Origin of the sequence: Streptomyces sp. NPDC057694 (assembly GCF_042799415.1) — a bacterium.
Taxonomy (GTDB): Bacteria; Actinomycetota; Actinomycetes; order Streptomycetales; family Streptomycetaceae; genus Streptomyces.
In genome coordinates this window covers 28,698-50,678 of sequence record NZ_JBHVIX010000041.1, presented here as the reverse complement: position 1 = coordinate 50,678, position 21,981 = coordinate 28,698, and the positions used below count along the sequence as shown (strand labels likewise).

Genomic DNA, 21,981 nt, shown 5'->3' with positions numbered 1-21,981 from the left:
TCGGCTGGGCGCACTGCGGGATGACCGCCGAAGAAGTGCTGCAATCCGCTGACCAGCGGATGTACGTAGAGAAAAGATCACGTGCCAAGCAGCACCGGCGGGCGGGCTGAGCTGCACGACGCCCGAATTCTCATGTACCGGTGAGGTCAAGGCCACTCCTTGGGGTCACTCGCAGCGGGTACGCTCGCCCGGGTAAGCAAACGTGTAGGGAGTGATCTGGGATGGCGCCCGGCAACAACGGCGCGAGCACCACGCCCGAGGACGATGATCCGTTCGGCTATCTGTACGCCGACGGACAGGCGGCCGGGGCGACCCCGCCGAACGGCGGGGGCGGCTACGGCTACCCGAACTCCCGCTCCTTCCATCAGGTCCGCCCGGTCGGTGAGCGTCAGTACGGGCAGCAGCAGGTGCCGCCGCAGCAGACCCAGCCCACCCAGGCGTACCACCAGCCGAACACGCACTACCAGGCACCGGAGACGATGCCCGGCGGCGGCGCGCCCACGCAGCCGGGCCCGCCGCGCTCCTCGCGCGGCGGCGGTGGCGGCCGCGGTCCCAACACCAAGGCGCTGCTGATCGGCGCGGTCGCCGTCGTGGCCGCCGTGGTGATCGGCATCAGCGTCGCCATGCTGAGCAACGGCTCGGACGACGACAAGAACGCGGACGCGGGCAAGCCGTCCGGCGACTCCCAGACGGTGAAGCCCAGCGAGACGGCGTCGCCGTCCGCCTCGGCCTCCGAGGCCGCGGCCGACCTGCCGAAGACCGACGCGAAGTCCGTGACGCTGGGCGGCGGCACGGCCGTCGCCGCGGACGTGGACGGCGCGAAGGCCGCCGACGGCCAGTACGTCGCGGGCTTCAACAAGGTGGGCGCGACGATCACCTGGACCGTCAACAACATCCCGGACGACGGCGAGTACCGGCTGTATGTGAACTACGGCGTGCCCGGCAAGGCCCAGAACGCCACGATCGACGTCAACGGCAAGAAGCAGTCCCGCCCCCTGAACATGGGGAACTTCGCCAAGGCGAAGGAGGGCGACTGGGAGCACGGCTGGACGAACACCTGGGCGTCCGTCCAGCTCACCAAGGGGACGAACGCGATCACGGTGTCCTGCCAGGACGGCAACCAGTGCGACGCGAACTTCGACCAGTTCTGGCTGACCGGCAAGAACGGCTGACCCGCCCGGGGCGGTCCTAGGCCGCCCCGGCCCGCTGCGACACCGTCACCCGTCCCACCAGACGCTCGTACGTCGCCCGGTCGAACTCCCCGGCCACCGGGGCCACCACCGTCGCCGCCGACAGCGCCACGGCGCGGGCCAGGCGCTGGGGCCACGGCAGGTGCTCGGCCTGGGCCGAGAGCAGGCCCGCCACCGCCGAGTCGCCCGCGCCCGTGGGGTTGCCTGACAGGCGGTCGGGGGCCGGAGCACGCCAGGTGCCGTCCGGGGTGAGGGCGCACAGGCCCTCGGCGCCGAGTGAGGCGACCACGGCGTGGGCGCCGCGTCTGCGGGTGTCCTTCATGGCCTGCAACGGCTCGTGGGAGCCGGTGAGTTCGGCCAGCTCGTCCGCGTTCGGCTTGACGATGTCGGGGCGGGCGGCGACGCCCCTGCGCAGCGGTTCGCCGCTGGTGTCCAGGAGGACGGGGACGGAGGCGGCCCGCGCGGCGCGGACCAGGGTCGCGTAGGCGCCCACCGGGACGCCGGGCGGCAGGCTGCCGCACAGGGCCACCGCGGAGGCGGTGCCGAGCAGATCCTCGTACGCCTCCTGGAAGGCCGCCCACTCGGCGGGAGTGACCTGCGGGCCCGGTTCGTTCAGCTGCGTCGTGTCGCCCGTGGAGGCGTCCACGACGGCGATCGTGCGACGGGTCGAACCGCTGACGGGCACCAGGGCGTCACAAACCCCTTCCGCGTCCAGGAGTTGGTCCTGGAGCGTGCGTCCCGTCGCGCCGCCCGCGAAGCCCGTGACGGTCGCCTCGTGGCCGAGGGCGGCGAGCACCCGCGCCACGTTCAGCCCCTTGCCGCCGGGGCGTTCGGTGACCTCGGTGACCCGGTGCGAGGCGTGCGGGCGCAGGGAGCGCACCCGGTAGGTGATGTCGAGTGCGGTGTTCAGCGTGACCGTGAGGATCACAGGACCTCACCACCCCCCGATACGGCTGTGTGCGTACGTACTTTCAGTAACGGGGGTCGATCATGCCAAAGTCAAGGCGGTTGGCCCAGACCTCCGGCCAACCGCCTTGATCGTGCGACGAGTTACGGCGCGACGAGCCACTCGCCCTTGCGCATCACGCCCTTGACCTCGAACTCCTCGTCCAGGACCACGAGATCGGCGTCCTTGCCGGGCTCCAGCGAGCCGACCCTGTCGTAGACGCCGAGCAGGCGCGCCGGGTTGGCGGAGATGGCCCGTACGACGTCCTCGACCGGCAGCTTGTCGACGGTGACGGCCCGCTTGAACGCGCGGTCCAGGGTCAGCGTCGAGCCCGCGATGGAGCCGCCCTCCACCAGACGCGCGACCGAGTCCTTCACCTCGACCTCCATCGGGCCGAGCATGTAGCGCCCGTCGCCGAATCCGGCCGCGTCCATCGCGTCGGTGATGAACGCGACCTTGTCACCGCCCTTGTGGTGGAAGGCCAGTTCGAGGGCGGCGGGGTGCAGATGCGTGCCGTCGTTGATCAGCTCGACCGTGATGCGCTCGTCCTCCAGGAGCGCGGCGATCGGGCCCGGCGCGCGGTGGCCGAGCGTCGGCATCGCGTTGAACAGGTGGGTCGCGACCGTGGCGCCCGCGTCGATCGCCTCCACCGTCTGCTCGTACGTGGCGTCGGTGTGGCCGATCGCGGCGATCACCCCGTGCTCGGCCAGCAGGCGTACGGAGTCGACGCCGCCGGGCAGCTCGGTGGCGAGCGTGACCATCTTCGCGCGGCCGCGGGCGGCGTCGATCAGCTTGCGCACGTCGGCCGGGTCGGGGTCGCGCAGCAGCGTCTCGTCGTGGGCGCCCTTGCGGCACGGCGAGATGAACGGGCCCTCGAAGTGGATGCCCGCGATCTCGCCCTGTTCGGCGAGTTCGGAGAGCAGGCCCGCGCGCTGGACGAGGAAGTCCATGTCGCCGGTGACGAAGGACGGGACGACGGTCGTCGTGCCGTGCAGCCGGTGGGTGTGGATGCCCTTGAGGATCTCGTCGACCGTGCCGGACGTGAAGGACGCGCCGCCACCGCCGTGGTTGTGCATGTCGACGAAGCCGGGCACCACCCAGTGGCCGGTGAGGTCGAGGGCTTCCGCGTCCGCGGGAGCGCTCCCGGCGATCTGCGTGCCGTCGACGATGACGCGGCCGTCGGTGACGGTCCCGGTGGGCAGTACCACCCGGGCACCGGCGAGCACCTTTGCTGTGGCCATCAGGCGGTTACCTCCGAGGATCCAGTGGCTGCGGTGTGGTCGAGCAGGTCCCAGGCGAGCAGTCCCGCGCCCAGGCACCCGGCGCTGTCCCCGAGGACGGCCGGGACGATTTCGGGCAGCGACTGGAACGTCACGCGCTCGGCGACGGCCGCCCGCAGGGGTGTGAACAAGGTTTCCCCGGCCTCGGCCAGACCGCCACCGATGATCAGGGTGCGCGGGTCCAGCAGAGTGAGCGCCATGACCAGACCGTCGGCGAGCGCGTCCACCGCGTCCTGCCAGACCCGGACGGCCCGGGGGTCCCCGGCGTCGACGGCCTTCGCGCAGTCCGCGGCGGTCGCCGTGGCGTCGCCGGTGGCGTCCTGCCAGGCGAGGGTGACGGCGCTCGCGGACGCGTACCGCTCCAGGCAGCCGCGCTGGCCGCAGCCGCAGTCGATCCCGCCGGGCCGCACGACCACATGGCCGATCTCGCCCGCCGAGCCGTGCGCGCCGGGCTCGATGCGTCCGTCGATGCCGATGGCGCCGGCGATCCCGGTGCCCAGCGGCAGGAACAGGAAGCGGTCGGCGTCCTTGCCCGCGCCGAGCCGCCCCTCGCCGAGGCCGCCGGTGCGCACGTCGTGGCCGAGGGCGACGGGAACGGTGCCGAGCCGCTCGCTGAGCAGCGCCCGCATGGGCACGTCGCGCCAGCCCAGATTGGCGGCGAACAGCGCGATGCCGGCCGCTTCGTCGACGACGCCGGGGACGGCGACCCCGGCGGCCGCGGCGGGCTCCCCGAGGTGCTCCTCGCCCCAGGCCCGCAGCTCGGCGGCGAAGCCGAGTATCGACTCGACGACCGCGTCGGCGCCCCGCTCGCGCTCCGTCGCCCGGCGCGCCTGATGCAGCAGGGTGCCGTCCGCCCCGACCAGGGCGGCCTTCATTCCGGTGCCGCCCACGTCCAGGGCGATGACATGTCTCACGGGGCACAGTGTCGCGCGTCGACCCGCAACAGGTCTAGTCCACTTGCAGGGATCTTGTGACGCTGAACCCTTCTGGCCCCCCTGACCGGCCTTGTTGCCGATACGAGATCTAGGTGGTGTAGACCTTGTGTCCGACTAGCGGATTCCCGAGTGCGAGGGTGGGACACACGGTGCAGCGGCACATCACCGGTCTGATCGCGGCTGCTGCCGCACTGGGCATGGCGGGCACGCTCACCGCGTGCGGCGCCGGCGGATCGGACGACGTCACCCTCAAGCTCGTCGCCGCCGACTACGGCGACTCCGCGGCCAACAGCTCGCAGAAGTACTGGGACCAGCTGGCCGGCGCCTACGAGAAGGACCACCCGGGCGTCAAGGTGGACGTCGACGTCTACAACTGGAAGGTCGTCGACGCCAAGGTCAAGAAGCTCGTCGACTCCGGCCACGCCCCCGACATGGCGCAGATCGGCGCGTACGCCGACTACGCGGCCGCCGGGAAGCTCTACCCGGTCGGCAATCTGCTCAACGTGCCGACCCAGGCCGACTTCCTGCCGCAGCTCTCCGACGCCGGACAGGTCGACAGCGTTCAGTACGGCATGCCGTTCGCCGCCTCCACGCGTCTGCTCTTCTACAACAAGAAGCTCTTCAAGGACGCCGGTCTCACCCCGCCCACCACCTGGGCCGAGCTGGCCGCCGACGCGAGCGCGCTCAAGGCCAAGGGCGTGAAGATCCCGTACGCGCTGCCGCTCGGCCGGGAAGAGGCGCAGGCCGAGACCATGATCTGGATGCTCAGCGGCGGCGACGGCTACACCGACGACGTCGGCTCGTACACCCTCGACTCCAAGCAGAACATCACGACGTTCAACTGGCTGCGCGACGACCTCGTCGGCAAGGGCCTGACCGGTTCCACCGCGCCCGCGAAGCTCAACCGCGCCGACGCCTTCGCGGCCTTCGCCAAGGGCGACGTCGGCATGCTCAACGGCCACCCGACGCTGATGCAGATGGCCGCCGCCAAGGGCGTCGACTACGGCACCGTGCGGCTGCCGGGCCCGGACGGTCCCGCCAAGTCCACGATGGGCGTCGCCGACTGGATGATGGCGTTCAAGCAGAACGGGCACGCCAAGCAGACCGGCGAGTTCCTGAACTACGTGTACAGCGAGAAGAACGTGCTCGACTTCTCCCGCGAGTACGACCTGCTGCCCGTCACCAGCAGCGCCTCGGACACCATGGAGTCGGCCGGCGAGGACAAGAAGCTCTGGCCGTTCCTCAAGAGCCTGGGCGACTCGGAGTTGTATCCCGTCGGCAACACGTCCTGGGCGAGCGTCAGCGAGGGCATCAAGCAGGAGATCGGCTCCGCCGTCTCCCCGCACGGCAGCCCGGCCGCCGTGCTCGGCCGGCTCCAGAGCGAGGCGGCGGCCGCCGAGTCCGCCGAGTAGCGTGGCGGGCATGGACGCGCAGCCCCCTCTCGGTGACCGTGAACGTGCCGTGCTCGCCTTCGAGGGCCGTTCCTTCGCATCCCCCGGCGCCAAGGAGCGGGCCGTCCGCGAGGAGCTGGACATGGCGCCCGTGCGCTACTTCCAGCTCCTGAACGCGCTGATCGACGATCCCCGGGCGCTCGAAGCCGCACCGGTCACCGTGAACAGGCTGCGCAGGGTTCGCGAGGCCAAGCGCCGGGAGCACTGAGGATCGTTAAGGTCGGTCCTATGGACGCCATCAGGACCGCCGCCGGCCGGGACGGACTGGCCGCGATAGTCGCCCGTCCCTCCCGGGCCGTGATCGCCCTCGACTTCGACGGGACGCTCGCTCCGCTCGTCCCCGATCCTGAACAGGCCCGCGCGCATCCCGGCGCCGTACCGGCTCTCGCCGCGCTCGCGCCCGAGGTGGCCTCCGTCGCCGTGGTCACCGGGCGGCCCGCCGGGGTGGCCGTCCGGCTCGGTGGCTTCGCGGGGGTGGCCGGGCTCGAACATCTCGTCGTCCTCGGGCACTACGGGGCCGAGCGCTGGGACGCCGTCACCGGCACCGTGCACGCGCCCGCGCCGCATCCCGGGGTTGCCGCCGTGCGCTCCGCGTTGCCCGGGGTGCTTGCCGAGGTGGGGCTGTGGCACGACACGTACGTCGAGGAGAAGGGGCGCGCGGTCGCCGTGCACACCCGGCGGGCGACCGATCCTCAGGGGGCCTTCGAGGCGCTGAAGGGGCCGTTGAGCGACCTCGCCGCCCGGCACGGGCTGGTGGTCGAGCCCGGGCGGCTCGTGCTGGAACTGCGTCCGCCCGGGGTCGACAAGGGGGTGGCGCTCACCGAGTACCTCCGGGAGGTGGGTGCCGAGTCGGTTCTCTACGCAGGTGACGACCTCGGGGATCTTCCGGCGTTCGCCGCCGTGGAAAAGCTCCGCTCGGACGGGCTGGCCGGGATCCTGGTGTGCAGCGGCACCGGGGTCCCCGACCTCTCGTCCCGCGCCGACCTGACCCTCCCCGGCCCCGCCGAGGTGACCGCCTTCCTCTCGGACCTCTCCCACAAGGTGTCCACCACCTGACGCCCGGTGGGGGCTGGTCGCGCAGTTCCCCGCGCCCCTGGAGATGCGCACTTCGTGCGCTGTCTCCATCAAGGCGCGCCACCCACCCATGGCGGAGGCGCAGCCTCCGAGGGGAGGCGGCGCGAAGCGCCTGCCTCAGGGGCGCGGGGAACTGCGCGAGAAGCCCCACCGGGCCGCGGACGAAGGACTACCCTGCGCGATCAGCCACGACGAGAGTCGCGCGGGGAGGACGGCGCTCTCAGTCGTCGAGGGCCTGCAACTGGTCCAGGAACCAGGCGCCGGGCGGCAAGGCGGTGGCTGCTGCCGACAGGCGTTTGGTGCGTTCGGCGCGTTCGTCCGACGGCATCGTCAAGGCGTCCGCCAGCGCCGACGCCGTCGCGGAGATGTCGTACGGGTTCACCACAAGCGCGTCCTCGCCCAGCTCCTCGAAGGCCCCGGCCTCCCGCGAAAGCACCAGCACGCACCCGTCGTCGGAGACCACCGGCACCTCCTTCGCCACGAGGTTCATCCCGTCCCGGATCGGATTCACCAGCGCCACGTCGGCCAGACGGTACGCGGCGAGCGAGCGCGCGAAGTCGTCCTTCACGTGGAGGACCACCGGAGTCCAACCCTCGGTGCCGAAGCGCGCGTTCACGGCGTCGGCGACCCGCGAGACCTCGGCGGTGTAGTCGCGGTACACGGCCAGGTCCTGCCGCGAGGGGTAGGCGAACGCCACGTGGACCACCTTTTCGCGCCACTCGGGGTGCGTCTCCAGGAGGAGTTCGTACGCGCGCAGGCCCCGCACGATGTTCTTCGACAGCTCGGTGCGGTCCACCCGGACCACGGCCTTGCGCCCGGGGCCGATCTGCTCGCGCAGCGCGGCGAGGCGTTCCTCCACGTCCGCCCGGTGCGAGCGCTCGCGCAGGAAGTCGGCGTCGGCGCCGAGCCCGTGCACCCCGATCCGGGTCCCGGACGTGCCCCCGATGATCCGCGTACAGCACTCGGTGAACGCGTCCGCCCAGCGGCGCGTCAGGAAGGCCAGCCGGTCCGCGCCGAGCATCCCGCGCAGCAGCTGCTCGGCGATGTCGTCGGGCAGCATCCGGAAGTAGTCCACGGGCGCCCAGGGCGTGTGCGAGAAGTGCCCGATGCGCAGGTCCTCGCGCAGCTCGCGGAGCATCCCCGGGACCAGGGCGAGGTGGTAGTCCTGGACGATCACGGTGGCGTCCGGCGCGGCCTCCTCGGCCAGCGCCTCGGCGAAGGCCCGGTTGTACGCCTCGTAGGACGCCCACTGGCGGCGGAACTCCGGGCCGAACGACGGCTCCAGAGGCGTCTGGTAGAGCATGTGGTGCACGAACCACAGCACCGAGTTCGCGATCCCGTTGTACGCGTCGGCGTGGACGTCCGCGTCGATGTCGAGCATGCGCACGCCGGGTTCGGAGATCCCCTGGCGCACCGCCGCCCGGTCGCCGTCGTCGAGGGCCGCGCACACCCAGAGTTTGTCCTCGACGACGCTGAGCGCGGAGACGAGGCCGCCACCCCCGCGCTTCGTCTCGATCGAGCCGTCGTCCCCGACGACGTAACTGACCGGGCCGCGGTTGGACGCGACGAGAACCTCAGCAGCACCATGCGTGGAAGCCATAAGGCGAAACTAGCCCGCCCCCCGAACCCTCAAACGTACGGCCGGGCCCCAGCGGGGGCCCGGCCGTATACAACGCCCTCGGGGCTGGATCAGTCCTTGCTCCTGCGGACCGCCGAGAGGATCAGCGCGCCGAGCCCGCACAGGGCCAGGGCGAGCCCGCCGTAGAGCAGGACGGGCACGTCCGAGCCGGTCGCGGCCAGCTCGGGACCGTGCGGGTGGTGGGCGGGCGGGGGCGGCGGCGTGGGCCGGGCCTGGACGCGGCCCACGGTGAAGGTGATCGTGCACTGCGGGGCGGTGCTGCCCGCCGCGCAGACGCTGTGCGGGATCACCAGGTGGCGTACGACCTTCTGGCCCGGGGTGTGGGGCACCTTGATGCGCAGCGGCACCTTGATCTGACCGTGCGCCGGGACGGTCAGGCGGCTGACGGTGCCGTCCTCGTCCTTGATCTCGGTCTCCTGCGGGACGGACGCCGGGTTGCGGATGACGACGGGGACGACGACCTCGCCCGGCGGCGGGTTGTCCGGCAGGTCGGGGATCGTGACGACCAGCTGCGGCGGGGCCGGCGGCTTCTCGATCACCGGCGTGACGCCGCAGTTCGGGTCGTTCGAGTCCGTGTCGCAGTTGGTGCGCGGGGTGTCGGCGGTGACGTTGTTGGTGAGCTTGCCGTCGCCGTCGAGCGGGTCGTGCAGGGTGACGCTGTAGGTGATCGTCGCCGTCCCGCCCTCGGGCACCGTGCCGGTCCAGGAGAGTCTGGGGCGGCTGTAGGAGACCGTGCCGGTGCTCGCCTTCGCGTTGTTGTCGTACGTCGCGTCGTCGAGCACGTCGGACAGGTCGTCGGAGAGGCTCGCGTTCGGGTAGTCGACGCCGCCGATGTTCTTGGCGGTGATCGTGTACGTCACCTTGCCGCCCGGCTTCACCGTCTTCGGCGACGCGGTCTTGGTGACCTCCAGGTCGGGCACCGGCACCGAGAACGCCAGCGCGGACGGCACATAGGTGTCGCCGCGGGTGCGGAAGGTCAGGTCCGCGGAGGTCGCGCCCTCCGGGATGACGCCCGCCGGGATCGTCGCGGTCTTGGCGTCGATGCTGAAGTTGTTGCCCTCGCACGGGTCGAGGCAGCCCTCGGCGCGGCTGTTGAAGAAGTTGTTGGTGCCGGAGTCGCTGTCCGGATCGGCGATCCGGGTGCCGTTGACCAGGAACGCGTCACCCGCGACGTTCGCGTCGCCCTCGTACGCGGTGACGCTCGCCCGTACGTCCTTGGTGCCCGCGCGGTAGAAGCCGTCGATGCCGATCGTGGTGTCCGGGTCCTTGGACTGCTGCACCACGTGGCCGCCGTAGAGGTAGACGTGGCGGCGGGTCGGCGCGTACTGCGCGTTGGGGGAGTCGTACTTGTAGACGACGGTCAGCGACCAGCCGCCGACGCAGCCCTTGCCGGTCGGCGCCCACACGTTGCCGACGGCCACCGGCACCTGGGTCCCGGTGGCCACGCCGGAGAACAGCGAGGTGATGTCGGACTCGGCCGTGTAGTAGTGCGGGCCGCCGATCGGATTCGGCGTGGGCACCGCGTTCTGCACGGTCGCGCGGGTCTCGGGGCCGCCGCCGACCTTCACCACGGGCTGGGTGGTGAGCGGATCGCCGGGCGGCGTGGTGGCCAGGCCCGCGGTGTCGCACCGCGAGATCAGGTTGCGGCCCAGCCGGTACGTGCCGAGGTTGCCGCCCCAGAACAGCCGGGCGTACGCGACCGTGGCGCCGGGCGGGACCGTGACCTGCCCGGTCGAGGAGTTGATCACGGACGTGCCGAAGCCGGCCGTGTCCGTGTACTGCATGTCGAACTGGTTGTTGTTCTCGCTGGTCGTCCCGGCCTGCGCGGCCAGGCAGCGCGCCGCGTCGTCGGCGGGCGTGGTCGGGCACTTCATCACCGTGTTGCCCAGCGTGATGAAGTCGCCGTAGACGGCCTCGTCGTAGCGCTTGGCGAACGGATCGACCACCACCGCGGAAGCGGGAGTGGCCGCGGCGACGAGGGTCGCGGCGGCCACGCTTGCGGCGGCCAGCGCCGCCAGGGTGCTCTTCAGCTGTCCGAGCCAGACCTGTCTGTGCCACATAAAGGGCAATGTAGGGAGATCTGCCTACTATCCGGTGATTACGCCACGCGACGCTCCGCATACTCACTGATTTCGGTCATCGGAGGCCGTTCCTCGGTGTCCACGGGGTGCACCCGCGGTTCGAAGCCGTCCGGGCCCCGCTCGAACTGGGTGAGCACGGGCCGCACCAGGTGCCCGCGCGCGAGCCGCAGCTGGGCCGTGCGGTAGATCGCCGCCGCCATCCGGCCGAGCGCCTGCCCGTCCTGGTGCCGGTGCTTGCGGACGCCGACGTCGACCTGGGCGAGCGCGTCCAGGCCCACGGTGTGCAGCGCGTCGACCAGCAGCCCCAGCTCCACTCCGTAGCCGACCGGGAACGGCAGCTGTTCGAGCAGGCTTCTGCGGGCCGCGTACTCGCCGCCCAACGGCTGGACGAATCCGGCCAGTTGGGGCCAGTGCAGATTGAGCACCGGGCGGGCCATCAGCTCGGTGACACGGCCGCCCTGACCTGCCGCGTCACCGAGCGGGCGGTCGTACATCGCCTTGACGAAGTCCACCTCGGGGTCGGTGAGGAGCGGGCCGACGATGCCGGAGACGAAGTCCGCCGAGAACTCCTTCAGATCGGCGTCGACGAAGCACACGATGTCACCGGAAGTGACGAGCAGGGAACGCCACAGCACTTCACCCTTTCCGGGGCGGGCCGCGATCCGCGGCAGGATCGTGTCCCGGTGCTCGACGCGCGCCCCGGCCGCCGCCGCGACCTCGGAGGTGCGGTCCGAGGAGCCGGAGTCGACGACCACGACCTCGTCGACCAGCGGCACCGCCTCCGTCATCAGCTCACGCCGGATCACGGAGACGATCTCCCCGACCGTCTCCTCCTCGTTCAGCGCGGGCAGCACCACGCTCACGGTCCGGCCGGTGGCGCGTTTGGCGGCGATCAGCTGGTGCAGCGGGCGGTCGGCCACGGACCAGGAACGCCGCTTGAGCCAGCGCTCGACTTCTTCCAGCACGTCCAGGGCCCTCCCGTATGTGATCCATCTCGCGGTTCGGACGACTATCTCAAGGGTCCACCCCTTCAGTTACAGTCTTGAACAAGGTCCGTGACCATCGCATGTCGGGGTCGACGAGCCTTTGACAACTCAATCCACACAATCGAATACCGCTCATCCAGAGGGGCAGAGGGATACGGCCCGTTGAAGCCCCGGCAACCATCCAGCTGGTCTCGTCCGATCGTCATCGTCGACGTCGCGAGGCTCCCGGCTCGGGAAGGTGCCAATTCCGTCTCGTGGCGAGATGCGTCGCGAGGAAGATGAGGAGAAAGGGCCTCGCCTCTCATGGCTGTACAGACTGTCGCCACCGAAACCGCCACCACCGTGGACCTGGGACCGGCCTCCGGGCTCTCCTGCCGCGAGTGCGGCAACACCGTCCCCCTCGGACCGGTCTTCGCCTGCGTCGAGTGTTTCGGGCCTCTGGAAGTCGCGTACGACCTGCCGGTCGGTGACCCCGAGGCGCTCCGCAAGCAGATCGAGGCCGGGCCCGCCAACATCTGGCGCTACGCCCCCCTCCTGCCCGTCCCGGCCGACGTCGCCGAGAAGCCGAACCTGAACCCCGGCTGGACCAAGCTCGTCAAGGCCGACAATCTTGCCCGCGAACTGGGTGTCGCGGAAGGCAGGCTGTTCGTCAAGGACGACTCCGGCAACCCGACGCACTCCTTCAAGGACCGGGTCGTCGCCCAGGCCATCGAGGCCGCACGGGCATTTGGTTTCACCACCCTTTCCTGCTCCTCGACGGGCAACCTGGCGGGCGCCGTCGGCGCCGCCGCCGCCCGCGCCGGCTTCCGCTCCTGCGTCTTCATCCCGCACGACCTGGAGCAGGGCAAGGTCGTCATGGCCGGTGTCTACGGCGGTGACCTCGTCGCCATCGAGGGCAACTACGACGACGTGAACCGTTTCTGCTCCGAGCTGATCGGCGACCCGCTCGGCGAGGGCTGGGGCTTCGTCAACGTCAACCTGCGGCCGTACTACGGCGAGGGCTCCAAGACGCTGGCCTACGAGATCTGCGAGCAGCTCGGCTGGCAGCTCCCCGACCAGCTGGTCATCCCGATCGCGTCCGGCTCCCAGTTCACGAAGATCGACAAGGGCCTGAAGGAGCTGATCAAGCTCGGGCTCGTCGAGGACAAGCCCTACAAGCTCTTCGGCGCCCAGGCCGAGGGCTGCTCGCCGGTGTCGGTCGCGTACAAGGGCGGCCACGACGTCGTCCGGCCGCAGAAGCCGAACACGATCGCCAAGTCCCTCGCCATCGGCAACCCGGCCGACGGGCCCTACGTCCTCGACATCGCGCGCCGTACCGGTGGTGCCGTGGAGGACGTCAACGACGAGCAGGTCGTCGAGGCCATCAAGCTGCTCGCGCAGACCGAGGGGATCTTCGCCGAGACCGCCGGTGGCGTGACGGTCGGTGTCACCAAGAAGCTCATCGAGGCCGGGCTCATCGATCCTTCGCTCACCACCGTCGTGCTGAACACCGGGGACGGGCTCAAGACGCTGGACGCCGTCGCGGAGTCTTCGCAGGCCACCGCCACTATTCGGCCTTCTCTTGAGGCGTTTCGTGACGCTGGGCTCGCTGCCGAGTAGAGCTCCCCGCCCCGCCCCTTCCCGAAACTGGGGGCTCCGCCCCCAGACCCCCGCTCCTCAAACGCCGGAGGGGCTAGATCAGCCGAGGTGAATCCATGAGTGTTTCCGTCCGCATCCCCACCATTCTCCGTACCTACACCGGCGGGGCCGCCGAGGTCAGCGCCGAGGGTGCCACGCTCGCCGATGTCATCTCCGACCTGGAGAAGAACCACACGGGGATCGCCGCCCGCGTCCTCGACGACCAGGGCAAGCTGCGCCGGTTCGTCAACGTGTACGTCAATGACGACGACGTCCGCTTCGAGCAGGGCCTGGAGACCGCCACGCCCGACGGCGCCGGCATCTCGATCATTCCGGCCGTCGCCGGCGGCTGACACGCAGAGTCACCGGAATTGCCCCCTTCGCGAGGAAAGCGGAGGGGGCAATTCTGTATGGTTGAGCGCGGTACAGTTGGGGAAGCTGGTTCGATTCCGAACGTGGTGCATGACGGGCGCATATGAGTTCTCGCCCGAAGCCCGACAAGAAGCAGCCAATGTGTCCCGCCCATTCAGGCCTTTTATGGCATTTGTGTGGCCCGACTTGCCCTGAGATCCGTCCAGTTGGACCGTTTTCCGCGATCACGCGTGCCCAGAATTCTCGTCCGACTGACCTGTTGCAGACGGCAGTTGGGCAGATACATTCAGCCGCGGTCGACGCGTTCCGGCGCACACCCCCAAACCCTTTGGGGCGTGAGGTCTGACCCGGGTCCGCGAAGTGCGGACTCGCGCAAGGGCCAGTAATAGGGGAGTTAGGCATGGCTCAGGGCACCGTCAAGTGGTTCAACGCGGAGAAGGGGTACGGCTTCATCGCGGTCGACGGTGGTGCGGATGTTTTCGTCCACTACAGCGCGATTCAGATGGACGGCTACCGCACCCTCGAAGAGGGTCAGCGAGTGGAATTCGAGATCTCGCAGGGCCAGAAGGGGCCGCAGGCCGACATGGTCCGCCTGGCCGCCGGCTGAGCGCGCGACCGACTGCAGCACGCAAGCTTCGTACGGTCCATGAAGGGCCCGCCCCCGGTTCGCCGGGGCGGGCCCTTCGTGCTGCCCGCGCGTGGGTGCGCAGCACGGCCGGATCTGTGATAGCCGCTTGCACTCGCATGGGTCGAGTGCTAATCATTGGGCTTAGCACTCTCCCAGTGAGAGTGACAGAACTTGGATCGGGTCGGTGAGGCCCGCAGGCCGGGTGGGGCAAGGAACCACAAGGGCTGCAGGCCGTCCGTCGCGGGCACCAGCACGGTCCGTTTGCGTTTCCACCCCGTCCGGGAGGACCACTTCACATGGCCAAGATCATCGCGTTCGACGAGGAGGCACGGCGCGGCCTCGAGCGCGGCATGAACCAGCTCGCCGACGCCGTCAAGGTGACCCTGGGCCCCAAGGGTCGCAACGTCGTCCTCGAGAAGAAGTGGGGCGCCCCCACGATCACCAACGATGGTGTGTCCATCGCCAAGGAGATCGAGCTCGAGGACCCGTACGAGAAGATCGGCGCCGAGCTGGTCAAGGAGGTCGCGAAGAAGACGGACGACGTCGCCGGTGACGGCACGACGACCGCGACCGTCCTGGCCCAGGCCCTGGTGCGCGAGGGTCTGCGCAACGTGGCCGCCGGTGCCAACCCCATGGCCCTCAAGCGCGGTATCGAGAAGGCCGTCGAGGCCGTCTCCGGTGCCCTGCTCGAGCAGGCCAAGGAGGTCGAGACCAAGGAGCAGATCGCTTCGACGGCCTCCATCTCCGCCGCCGACACCCAGATCGGCGAGCTCATCGCCGAGGCGATGGACAAGGTCGGCAAGGAAGGCGTCATCACCGTCGAGGAGTCGCAGACCTTCGGTCTCGAGCTTGAGCTCACCGAGGGCATGCGCTTCGACAAGGGCTACATCTCGGCGTACTTCGCCACCGACATGGAGCGTATGGAGGCCTCGCTGGAGGACCCGTACATCCTCATCGTCAACTCGAAGATCGGCAACGTGAAGGACCTCCTTCCGCTGCTGGAGAAGGTCATGCAGTCGGGCAAGCCCCTGCTGATCATCGCCGAGGACGTCGAGGGCGAGGCCCTGTCGACCCTGGTCGTCAACAAGATCCGTGGCACCTTCAAGTCCGTCGCCGTCAAGGCCCCGGGCTTCGGTGACCGCCGCAAGGCCATGCTCGGCGACATCGCCATCCTCACCGGTGGCACCGTCATCTCCGAGGAGGTCGGCCTCAAGCTGGAGAACGCCGGTCTCGACCTGCTCGGCCGCGCCCGCAAGGTCGTCATCACCAAGGACGAGACGACGATCGTCGACGGTTCGGGTGAGAGCGACCAGGTCCAGGGTCGTGTCAACCAGATCCGCGCCGAGATCGAGAACTCGGACAGCGACTACGACCGCGAGAAGCTGCAGGAGCGCCTGGCGAAGCTCGCCGGCGGTGTTGCGGTCATCAAGGCCGGTGCCGCGACCGAGGTCGAGCTCAAGGAGCGCAAGCACCGCATCGAGGACGCCGTTCGCAACGCGAAGGCGGCCGTCGAAGAGGGCATCGTCGCCGGTGGTGGCGTGGCCCTCCTCCAGGCCTCCGCGGTGTTCGAGAAGCTGGAGCTCGAGGGTGACGAGGCGACCGGCGCCAACGCCGTGAAGCTCGCCCTGGAGGCCCCGCTCAAGCAGATCGCCGTCAACGGTGGCCTTGAGGGTGGCGTCGTCGTGGAGAAGGTGCGCAACCTTCCCATCGGTCACGGTCTGAACGCCGCGACCGGCGACTACGTCGACATGATCGCCGAGGGCATCCTCGACCCGGCCAAGGTGACGCGCTCCGCGCTCCAGAACGCCGCGTCGATCGCCGCGCTGTTCCTCACCACCGAGGCCGTCATCGCCGACAAGCCGGAGAAGGCGGGCGCTGCCCCGGCCGGCGGCGGCATGCCGGGCGGTGACATGGACTTCTGATCGACCTCTGGTTGATCGACCGTCCAGCAGTACGCACCGAGGGCGGCACCTTCTCTTCACGGAGAGGGTGCCGCCCTCGGGCGTTGTCGCGCTTCAGCACCTCGCGGTCCTGCTCCTGTCTCGCGAGCCTCAGGCGAGCAGTTCCCTGACCGTGCCGCCGCCGGTCTCCAGGTTTTCGATGGCGTCCAGGATGCGCCGCGCGTTCTCCGGGCTGCGCAGCAGGTATGCCGTCTCCTTCAGGGACTCGTACTCGGCGAGCGCCACGATCACGACGGGCTCGCGGCCCGCGCGGGTCACGATCACTTCCTCCCGGTCGTCGACGACCGCGTCGAGTGTCTCCGCGTACTTCGCCCGGCATTCCGTGTCGGTCATGGTGCGCATCGTGGCCTCTTCCGTGGGCGACAAGTCCCTTGTACCGATGATCACCGCGGGTTACATTCCCTCGTCACGTATGGGGGCATCACGTGGGATCACGGTAGGTGGGGGACATGGTAGACAGCAGCGATCCGCGTACGGACGAGCAGCGGGTCACCAACGCATGGGGGCAGGCGATCGCCGCCTTCGCGCTCGTGGGGGCGCTCGGCGTCGGGTTCTGGGCGTTGGCTCAGCAGCCGGAGGACGGGCGCAGTGCCGCGGAGGATGCCGCCACGTGCTCGGGCGGGGAGCCGACGAAGAAGGACAAGGCCGCCGGGCGGGTGTCCGGGGCGCAGTTGTGCAGTGCGCTGAACCAGCGCCAGCTGGCGGACTGGCTCGGGATACCGGGGGAGAAACCCAAGAGCGCGTTCGGCAACGGCGGGTCCGTCGAGTTCGGGAAGCAGAAGACCCCGACGCCCTCGGCGCGGATCGAGTTCGAGACCTACACCGTCGAGCTGACCGCGTCCTACGACGAGTATCGCGTGGACAAGGACACCGCCGCGTTCATCGGCCGCGACGTGCACTTCCAGAAGGTGCTGCGCCGTCCCGCGGTCTTCTACACGACCCAGACCATGGGCATCAGCTTCCGGCTCGACGGCTCGGACGCCAAGAGCACGGAGGGGGTGCCCGCCGAGGCGCTCAGCGTCGCGCTCGACGCGAAGAACCGCGGCGGCTCCTACGAGCTGGTGATGTGGCGCAACAGCGGCGGCTACCCGGACCGGACCGCCCTGTTGGAGATCGCGAAGCACGTGCTCCCGGTCGTCCCGGGCTTCGACTCAGGGTCGACGCTGCCTCAGGACGCGCCCTCTTCGTAGGTGGTCCACGCGTCGCGGCCCGCCTTGGTCGCCGTCTGGGCGGCGGTCTGGGCCTGGCGCAGGGCCCGGGAGGCCAGTTCGGTGGGGGGTACTTCCCAGCTGCCGGTCCAGGAGCGGCCCGCGCGGGCCAGTTCGTAGACGAGGACGCCGACGCCCGCCGCGGCGACGAGCATGCCGACGCCGGTCAGGCCCGCGCCGACGGAGAGCCTCCGCTGATCGGGGCGGAACTCGGTCCAGGAGATCTTGGAAAAGGTGCTGTCAGCCATGGGGCCAGGATGCGGCGAAGCGCGCGGGGCCGCATGTCGAGCGGTCCCGCGCGCTTCGCCTCCCGCGAGGGGCGTACGAGGGTCAGACGAGTTCCTCGACCGGGGCCTCCTCCACGCTGTGGGAGTTGGTGAGGCTCAGGGCGCCGCCGGCCGCGATCACGCCGACCACGATGGCGAGCACGGCGTAGGTGATCCGTTCGCCGTGGAAGAAGGAGGCGACGAGGTCGCTGCTCCAGATGCCGGTGGGGAGCGTGGTGGTGACCAGGGCGGCGATCAGGGTGCCGACCATGGCGGTGCCGATGCTGGAGCCGACCTCCTGCGCGGTGTCGTTGAGGGCGGCGCCGATCGAGGTGCGGTTGGCGGGCATGGCGTCGACGAGGGCGACGGCGCAGATCGTCATGACGGTGCGCAGTCCTACGGTCATGAGGACCATGCAGACGGCGATGACGGCGTAGCCGTGCGAGACGCCCCAGGACAGACCTGCCAGTGATCCGGCGAGGCAGGCCGCGCCGACCAGGCAGGCGATGCGGTGGCCGAAGCGGCGGCCGAGCCATTCGGACAGCGGCGTCGCGGCGATCATCGTGATGATGATCGGCAGGTTGGCGAGGCCGGCCCGCACCGGGCTCCACCCGTAGGCGTACTGGAAGTGCAGGATCAGCCCGAACATCACGCTGGCCATCGCGATCGAGGTGCCGATCTGGGCGAGGGCGGCGCCGCGCACGGTGCCGTTGCGGAAGAGGTTCAGGTCGAGCATCGGGGCCTTGCTGCTGCGCTCGTGCAGGACGAAGGCGATACCGGCGACGACGGCGCCGACGATCGAGGCGAGGGTGGCCGCGGAGAGCCAGCCGTGCTCGACGCCGCTGGTCAGCGAGTAGCAGGCGAGGCCGATGGTGGCGACGCTGAGCACGGCGCCGGGGACGTCGAGGCGGTCCTTGGTCAGGTCCTCGGGCCGGTCGGCCGGGACGCCGAGCCGGACGCCGATGCAGGCGAGCAGGGCGATCGGGGCGTTGACGACGAGCAGCCACTCCCAGCGGACGTGGGCGAGCGCGGTGCCGCCGAGCAGCGGGCCGAGGACGAAGCCGGACATGCCGACGACGATCATCAGCGTCATGGCGCGCATGCGCAGCGCCTTGTCGTCGAAGAGCCGGAAGACCAGTGAGTTGGTGATCGGGGCCATCGCGGCGGCGGCCACGCCGAGCGCGGCGCGCAGGGCGATCAGCTCGCCCGCGGTGGTCACCCAGACCACGCACAGGCTCAGCGCGCCGAACACGGCGAGCCCGATGAGGAGCACTCTGCGGCGGCCGAGCCGGTCGGCCATGGAGCCCGCGGTGAGCAGCAGGCCGCCGAAGGTCAGGGAGTAGGCGCCGGTGACCCATTGCAGCGCGGTGGTCCCGCTGCCGAGGTCCCGGCCGATGGTGGGCAGTGCGATCGACAGCAGCGTGTTGTCGACCATCTCGACGAAGAAGGCCAGGCAGAGCGCTGCCAGGGGGATCCACGCCGCGCGCAGCGACGGATAAGTGCGAGTAGTCATGGCAGCGGTCCTTTCTGTCCCGTTCGCGAACGATTTCTCAAGGGGGGTATCGAACGCCGTCCGGTCATCGAACCGCGTTCGATAAGTTACGATAGAACAGCGTTCGATGGAATGCAAAACCGAAGCTGGAAGTGAGGAGCAGACGCCATGCCGCGCACGCAGAACCGCGCCGCCGCCGGGGGCCGCCGGCGGGCTTCGCACTCGATGGAGTCCGTGCTCACCGAGGCGGTGGCGCTGCTCGACGAGGCGGGACCCTCGGCACTGACGTTCCGGGCGCTCGCGCAGCGCCTGGGCGGCGGGGTCGCCAGCATCTACTGGTACGTGGCGAACAAGGACGAGCTGCTCGACCGCGCCACCGACCACGTGATCGGCATGGTCCTCGCGGACATCGAGGCGCTGCCGGAGCAGGACGATCCGATCGACGCGCTGCGCGAGATGGCGCTCACGCTGTTCGACGCGATCGTGCAGCGCCCCTGGCTGGGCAGCTACTTCATGCGCAACACCGACCTCCAGAACAACTCCCTGCGCCTGTGGGAGAAGCTGGGCCAGCAGTCGCTGCGCATGAACCTCACCCCCCGCCAGCGCTTCCACGCCGTGTCGGCGGTCACGGGCGTCGTCGTCGGTTCAGCCGTCGACCTGGGGCAGGAGCCGCCCGCGGAGGTCCTCGACGGGGCCGTCAGCCGCGACGAGTTCCTGGGCCGCTTCGTCGCCACCTGGCGGGAGCTGGACCCGGCGGAGTTCCCGTTCGTGCACGAGATCGCCGACGAGTTCGAGGGCCACGACGACGTCGACCAGTTCCGCACCGCTCTCGACCTGACCCTGGCGGGGCTGCGGTTGATGGCGGCCGGCTGAGCGACCGCAGGCCCGGTGGCTGTCAGAGGCCGGGCACGCGCAGGGCGAGCAGGGCGATGTCGTCGTGGGCGACGGGTCCCGCGACGTGGTCGGCGAGCCGGTCGAGCAGGCCGGGGAGCGGGTCGTGGCGGTGGTCGGCGAGGAACCGGCCGGCCTTGTCCGTCGCGGTGTCGATGTCCCCGCGCTGTTCCTCGACGAGGCCGTCGGTGTAGAGCAGCAGGAGGCTGCCCGGCGCCAGGCGCAGGGTGTGGTCCGCGCGAGGAGCCCTGGCGGGCAGTCCGGGGAAGACGAGGGCCCCGCGGTGGTCCAGGCGGTGCACGGTGCCGTCGGGGTCGACGACGAGCGGGGCGGGGTGCCCGGCGATGGTGTAGGTGAGTTCCCAGATGCCGGTGCCGGGCCACGGGCGCAGGTGTGCGTGGACCAGGGTGCCGCTGGCGTTGAGGCCGAGGTGCTGATTGGCGTGCTCGAAGGCGGCGACGGAGCGGGCCGGGCCCTGGCCGGCGTGGTCCAGGTCGGCCTGGCGGAGCATGCTGCGGGCCTGTCCCATGAGGGTGGCCGCGGTCAGGTTGTGGCCGGTGATGTCGCCGACCGAGACGGCCAGGGCGGCGGGCCGGGTGGAGTCCTCGCCGCCCTGGGCGGCTGTGGGCAGCCGGTAGGCGTCGTACCAGTCGCCGCCGACCAGTTCGCCGTCCGACGCGGGACGGTAGAGGGCGGCCAGTTCGAGCCCGGGGACGGTGGGCAGGTCGGTGAGCATGGCTTGCTGCATCTGCCGTGCCGCTTCGATGCGGCTGTCCACGAACAGGGCACGTTCCACGGCGCGGGCGGTGTATCCGGCCAGGGAGGCGAGCAGGGCCTGTTCCAGGACGTCGATCTCGTGGGGCCGGTCCCAGCCGAGCACGAGGGTGCCCAGCGGGATGACGGTGCCGGGCAGGGGGACGCAGACCGCGCTGCTCAGGCCCAGGCTCGTGAACGCCGCCACGGCGTCCGCGGCGTAGTCGCGGGCCAGATCCTCGACGCTGTGGACGGTGATGGTGCGGTTCTCGCGTGCCGCGCGAGCGGTGGGCCAGGCGGCGTCGAGCCGGTAGGTCTCGAACCGCTCCTCCATCGGCGCGCTGCCGGTGGCGTCGACCAGGCGGCGCAGCCGGTCCTCGTCCTCGACCAGGACCAGGCCGACGTAGACCGGTTTCAGGTCGCTGGTGACCAGGTCGCGGACCTGCTGGCGGACCTCGGCCAGGCCGGTGGTGTCGGCGAGCGCGTCGGTGGCCCGCAGCAGCAGTTGTGAGCGTTCCAGGGCGATGCGCAGTCTGCCCGCCAGTTCACCCGCCTCGCCGCGCGCGGCCTCGCGCTGGCGTGAGGCCGCGCGCAGGCGCAGCTCCGCGGAGCAGGCCGCCGCGAGGTCCTCCAGGGCGCCCAGTTCGCGCTCGGTCCACCGGCGGGGGCGGGTGTCGATGGCGCACAGCGCGCCCAGTACCTGTCCGTCGGTGTCGGTCAGGGGCACGCCCGCGTAGCCCTTGACGTCCAGGTCCTCGATGGCCGGGCTGTCCTGGGTGCGGGGGGTGGCGCGGGTGTCGTCGACGACGAGCGGGGCCGCGTCGGCCACTACGTGGCGGCACACCGAGTGCGACAGCGGAGTGCGCCGGGCCGTGGCCCACGGTTCGTCGAGTCCGATCATGCCGGGGAAGAACTGCCCCTCGTCGGTCACGATCGACACCAGGGCCACGGGGACGTTCAGAAGGTCGGCCACCAGGCGGGCGAAGCGGTCCATGCCCGGGTCGGCCGCCGCCGACAGTCCGGTCTCGTGCACCGCGGCCACCCGCTCCGGACGGCGGACCTCCGCCGACTCCGCCCCCGGCGCACGCGACTCCTCCGCGCCCGAACCACCCACGGCCTCTCCCGAATACGTCGCACGCGTATGGCGTCAGAACAGTTTACGTGCGGCAACGATAGTGCCTCGGGGTTCGGCGTGCGACAGCGGCAACAGG

At 70.4% G+C, this 21,981-nt stretch carries 20 protein-coding genes and 1 riboswitch; of the genes, 10 read left to right on the top strand and 10 right to left on the bottom strand.

Annotation, left to right across the window (positions count from 1 at the left end):
* Positions 1-221 precede the first annotated feature (221 nt).
* The gene (locus ACFVDP_RS42275; protein WP_383502713.1) at positions 222-1,172 is read left to right on the top strand and encodes a carbohydrate-binding protein; all 951 of its coding nucleotides are present in this window, start codon (positions 222-224) and stop codon (positions 1,170-1,172) included.
* A 16-nt stretch (positions 1,173-1,188) separates the two neighbouring features.
* Here ACFVDP_RS42275 and ACFVDP_RS42270 read toward each other — a convergent pair whose 3' ends face one another.
* The 3 genes from ACFVDP_RS42270 to ACFVDP_RS42260 all read right to left on the bottom strand — a co-directional run bounded on the left by ACFVDP_RS42270 (position 1,189) and on the right by ACFVDP_RS42260 (position 4,330).
* Positions 1,189-2,118 carry a 1-phosphofructokinase family hexose kinase gene (locus ACFVDP_RS42270; protein WP_383502710.1) on the bottom strand — a complete coding sequence of 310 codons (930 nt, stop codon included), beginning with the start codon at positions 2,116-2,118 and terminating at the stop codon, positions 1,189-1,191.
* 122 nt (positions 2,119-2,240) lie between these two features.
* Positions 2,241-3,377, bottom strand: a complete 1,137-nt coding sequence (nagA, locus tag ACFVDP_RS42265; RefSeq protein ID WP_383502707.1) for an N-acetylglucosamine-6-phosphate deacetylase — start codon at positions 3,375-3,377, stop codon at positions 2,241-2,243.
* On the bottom strand, positions 3,377-4,330 hold the full coding sequence (locus ACFVDP_RS42260) for an ROK family protein (protein ID WP_383502704.1): 954 nt from the start codon (positions 4,328-4,330) through the stop codon (positions 3,377-3,379). The genes nagA and ACFVDP_RS42260 overlap by 1 nt, the downstream gene beginning before the upstream one ends.
* A 218-nt stretch (positions 4,331-4,548) precedes the next feature.
* Here ACFVDP_RS42260 and ACFVDP_RS42255 point away from each other — a divergent pair, with 218 nt between their 5' ends.
* From ACFVDP_RS42255 to otsB, 3 genes are read left to right on the top strand one after another with little or no spacing between them, the layout of a single operon-like run.
* Positions 4,549-5,763: an ABC transporter substrate-binding protein gene (locus ACFVDP_RS42255; RefSeq protein ID WP_383502725.1), complete on the top strand. Its 1,215-nt coding sequence runs from the start codon at positions 4,549-4,551 to the stop codon at positions 5,761-5,763.
* Between the two features lie 10 nt (positions 5,764-5,773).
* Entirely contained in the window at positions 5,774-6,010 is a 237-nt protein-coding gene (locus ACFVDP_RS42250) for a DUF3263 domain-containing protein (RefSeq protein ID WP_383502701.1), read from the top strand.
* 20 nt (positions 6,011-6,030) lie between these two features.
* Positions 6,031-6,858 (top strand): trehalose-phosphatase, encoded by an 828-nt coding sequence (gene otsB, locus ACFVDP_RS42245; RefSeq protein WP_383502698.1) that lies wholly within the window; start codon positions 6,031-6,033, stop codon positions 6,856-6,858.
* Between the two features lie 238 nt (positions 6,859-7,096).
* Here otsB and ACFVDP_RS42240 read toward each other — a convergent pair whose 3' ends face one another.
* The 3 genes from ACFVDP_RS42240 to ACFVDP_RS42230 form a co-directional block, all read right to left on the bottom strand.
* A complete protein-coding gene (locus ACFVDP_RS42240) occupies positions 7,097-8,476 on the bottom strand; it encodes a trehalose-6-phosphate synthase (RefSeq protein WP_383502696.1) in 1,380 nt (459 codons plus the stop codon).
* 89 nt (positions 8,477-8,565) lie between these two features.
* Positions 8,566-10,575: a hypothetical protein gene (locus ACFVDP_RS42235; RefSeq protein WP_383502693.1), complete on the bottom strand. Its 2,010-nt coding sequence runs from the start codon at positions 10,573-10,575 to the stop codon at positions 8,566-8,568.
* A 38-nt stretch (positions 10,576-10,613) separates the two neighbouring features.
* Entirely contained in the window at positions 10,614-11,561 is a 948-nt protein-coding gene (locus ACFVDP_RS42230; RefSeq protein WP_383502689.1) for a glucosyl-3-phosphoglycerate synthase, read from the bottom strand.
* A 150-nt stretch (positions 11,562-11,711) separates the two neighbouring features.
* A riboswitch (SAM riboswitch) is annotated at positions 11,712-11,867 on the top strand.
* Between the two features lie 18 nt (positions 11,868-11,885).
* On the opposite strand from ACFVDP_RS42230, the gene thrC reads away from it, so the two are divergent.
* From thrC to groL, 4 genes are all read left to right on the top strand, one after another.
* Positions 11,886-13,181 (top strand): threonine synthase, encoded by a 1,296-nt coding sequence (thrC, locus tag ACFVDP_RS42225; RefSeq protein ID WP_383502686.1) that lies wholly within the window; start codon positions 11,886-11,888, stop codon positions 13,179-13,181.
* A gap of 95 nt (positions 13,182-13,276) precedes the next feature.
* Positions 13,277-13,552, top strand: a complete 276-nt coding sequence (locus tag ACFVDP_RS42220; protein WP_383502683.1) for a MoaD/ThiS family protein — start codon at positions 13,277-13,279, stop codon at positions 13,550-13,552.
* 419 nt (positions 13,553-13,971) lie between these two features.
* Entirely contained in the window at positions 13,972-14,178 is a 207-nt protein-coding gene (locus ACFVDP_RS42215; RefSeq protein WP_005486335.1) for a cold-shock protein, read from the top strand.
* Positions 14,179-14,495: 317 nt separating this feature from the next.
* A complete protein-coding gene (gene groL, locus ACFVDP_RS42210) occupies positions 14,496-16,121 on the top strand; it encodes a chaperonin GroEL (RefSeq protein WP_383502680.1) in 1,626 nt (541 codons plus the stop codon).
* A gap of 129 nt (positions 16,122-16,250) precedes the next feature.
* Here the strand turns inward: groL and ACFVDP_RS42205 are convergent, their stop codons facing one another.
* Positions 16,251-16,502 carry a type II toxin-antitoxin system Phd/YefM family antitoxin gene (locus ACFVDP_RS42205; RefSeq protein ID WP_383502678.1) on the bottom strand — a complete coding sequence of 84 codons (252 nt, stop codon included), beginning with the start codon at positions 16,500-16,502 and terminating at the stop codon, positions 16,251-16,253.
* Between the two features lie 107 nt (positions 16,503-16,609).
* Here ACFVDP_RS42205 and ACFVDP_RS42200 point away from each other — a divergent pair, with 107 nt between their 5' ends.
* Positions 16,610-17,350 carry a DUF6215 domain-containing protein gene (locus tag ACFVDP_RS42200; protein WP_383502675.1) on the top strand — a complete coding sequence of 247 codons (741 nt, stop codon included), beginning with the start codon at positions 16,610-16,612 and terminating at the stop codon, positions 17,348-17,350.
* Here the strand turns inward: ACFVDP_RS42200 and ACFVDP_RS42195 are convergent.
* Positions 17,329-17,616, bottom strand: a complete 288-nt coding sequence (locus ACFVDP_RS42195) for a hypothetical protein (protein ID WP_383502672.1) — start codon at positions 17,614-17,616, stop codon at positions 17,329-17,331. The two genes, ACFVDP_RS42200 and ACFVDP_RS42195, sit on opposite strands and share 22 nt — an antisense overlap.
* A gap of 82 nt (positions 17,617-17,698) precedes the next feature.
* A complete protein-coding gene (locus ACFVDP_RS42190) occupies positions 17,699-19,147 on the bottom strand; it encodes an MFS transporter (RefSeq protein ID WP_383502669.1) in 1,449 nt (482 codons plus the stop codon).
* 204 nt (positions 19,148-19,351) lie between these two features.
* Between ACFVDP_RS42190 and ACFVDP_RS42185 the strand changes: the two genes are divergently transcribed.
* Positions 19,352-19,999, top strand: coding sequence for a TetR/AcrR family transcriptional regulator (locus ACFVDP_RS42185; RefSeq protein WP_383502722.1), 648 nt, complete (start codon positions 19,352-19,354; stop codon positions 19,997-19,999).
* Positions 20,000-20,021: 22 nt separating this feature from the next.
* Here the strand turns inward: ACFVDP_RS42185 and ACFVDP_RS42180 are convergent, their stop codons facing one another.
* Positions 20,022-21,884, bottom strand: coding sequence for a GAF domain-containing SpoIIE family protein phosphatase (locus ACFVDP_RS42180; RefSeq protein WP_383502666.1), 1,863 nt, complete (start codon positions 21,882-21,884; stop codon positions 20,022-20,024).
* Between the last annotated feature and the right edge of the window lie 97 nt (positions 21,885-21,981).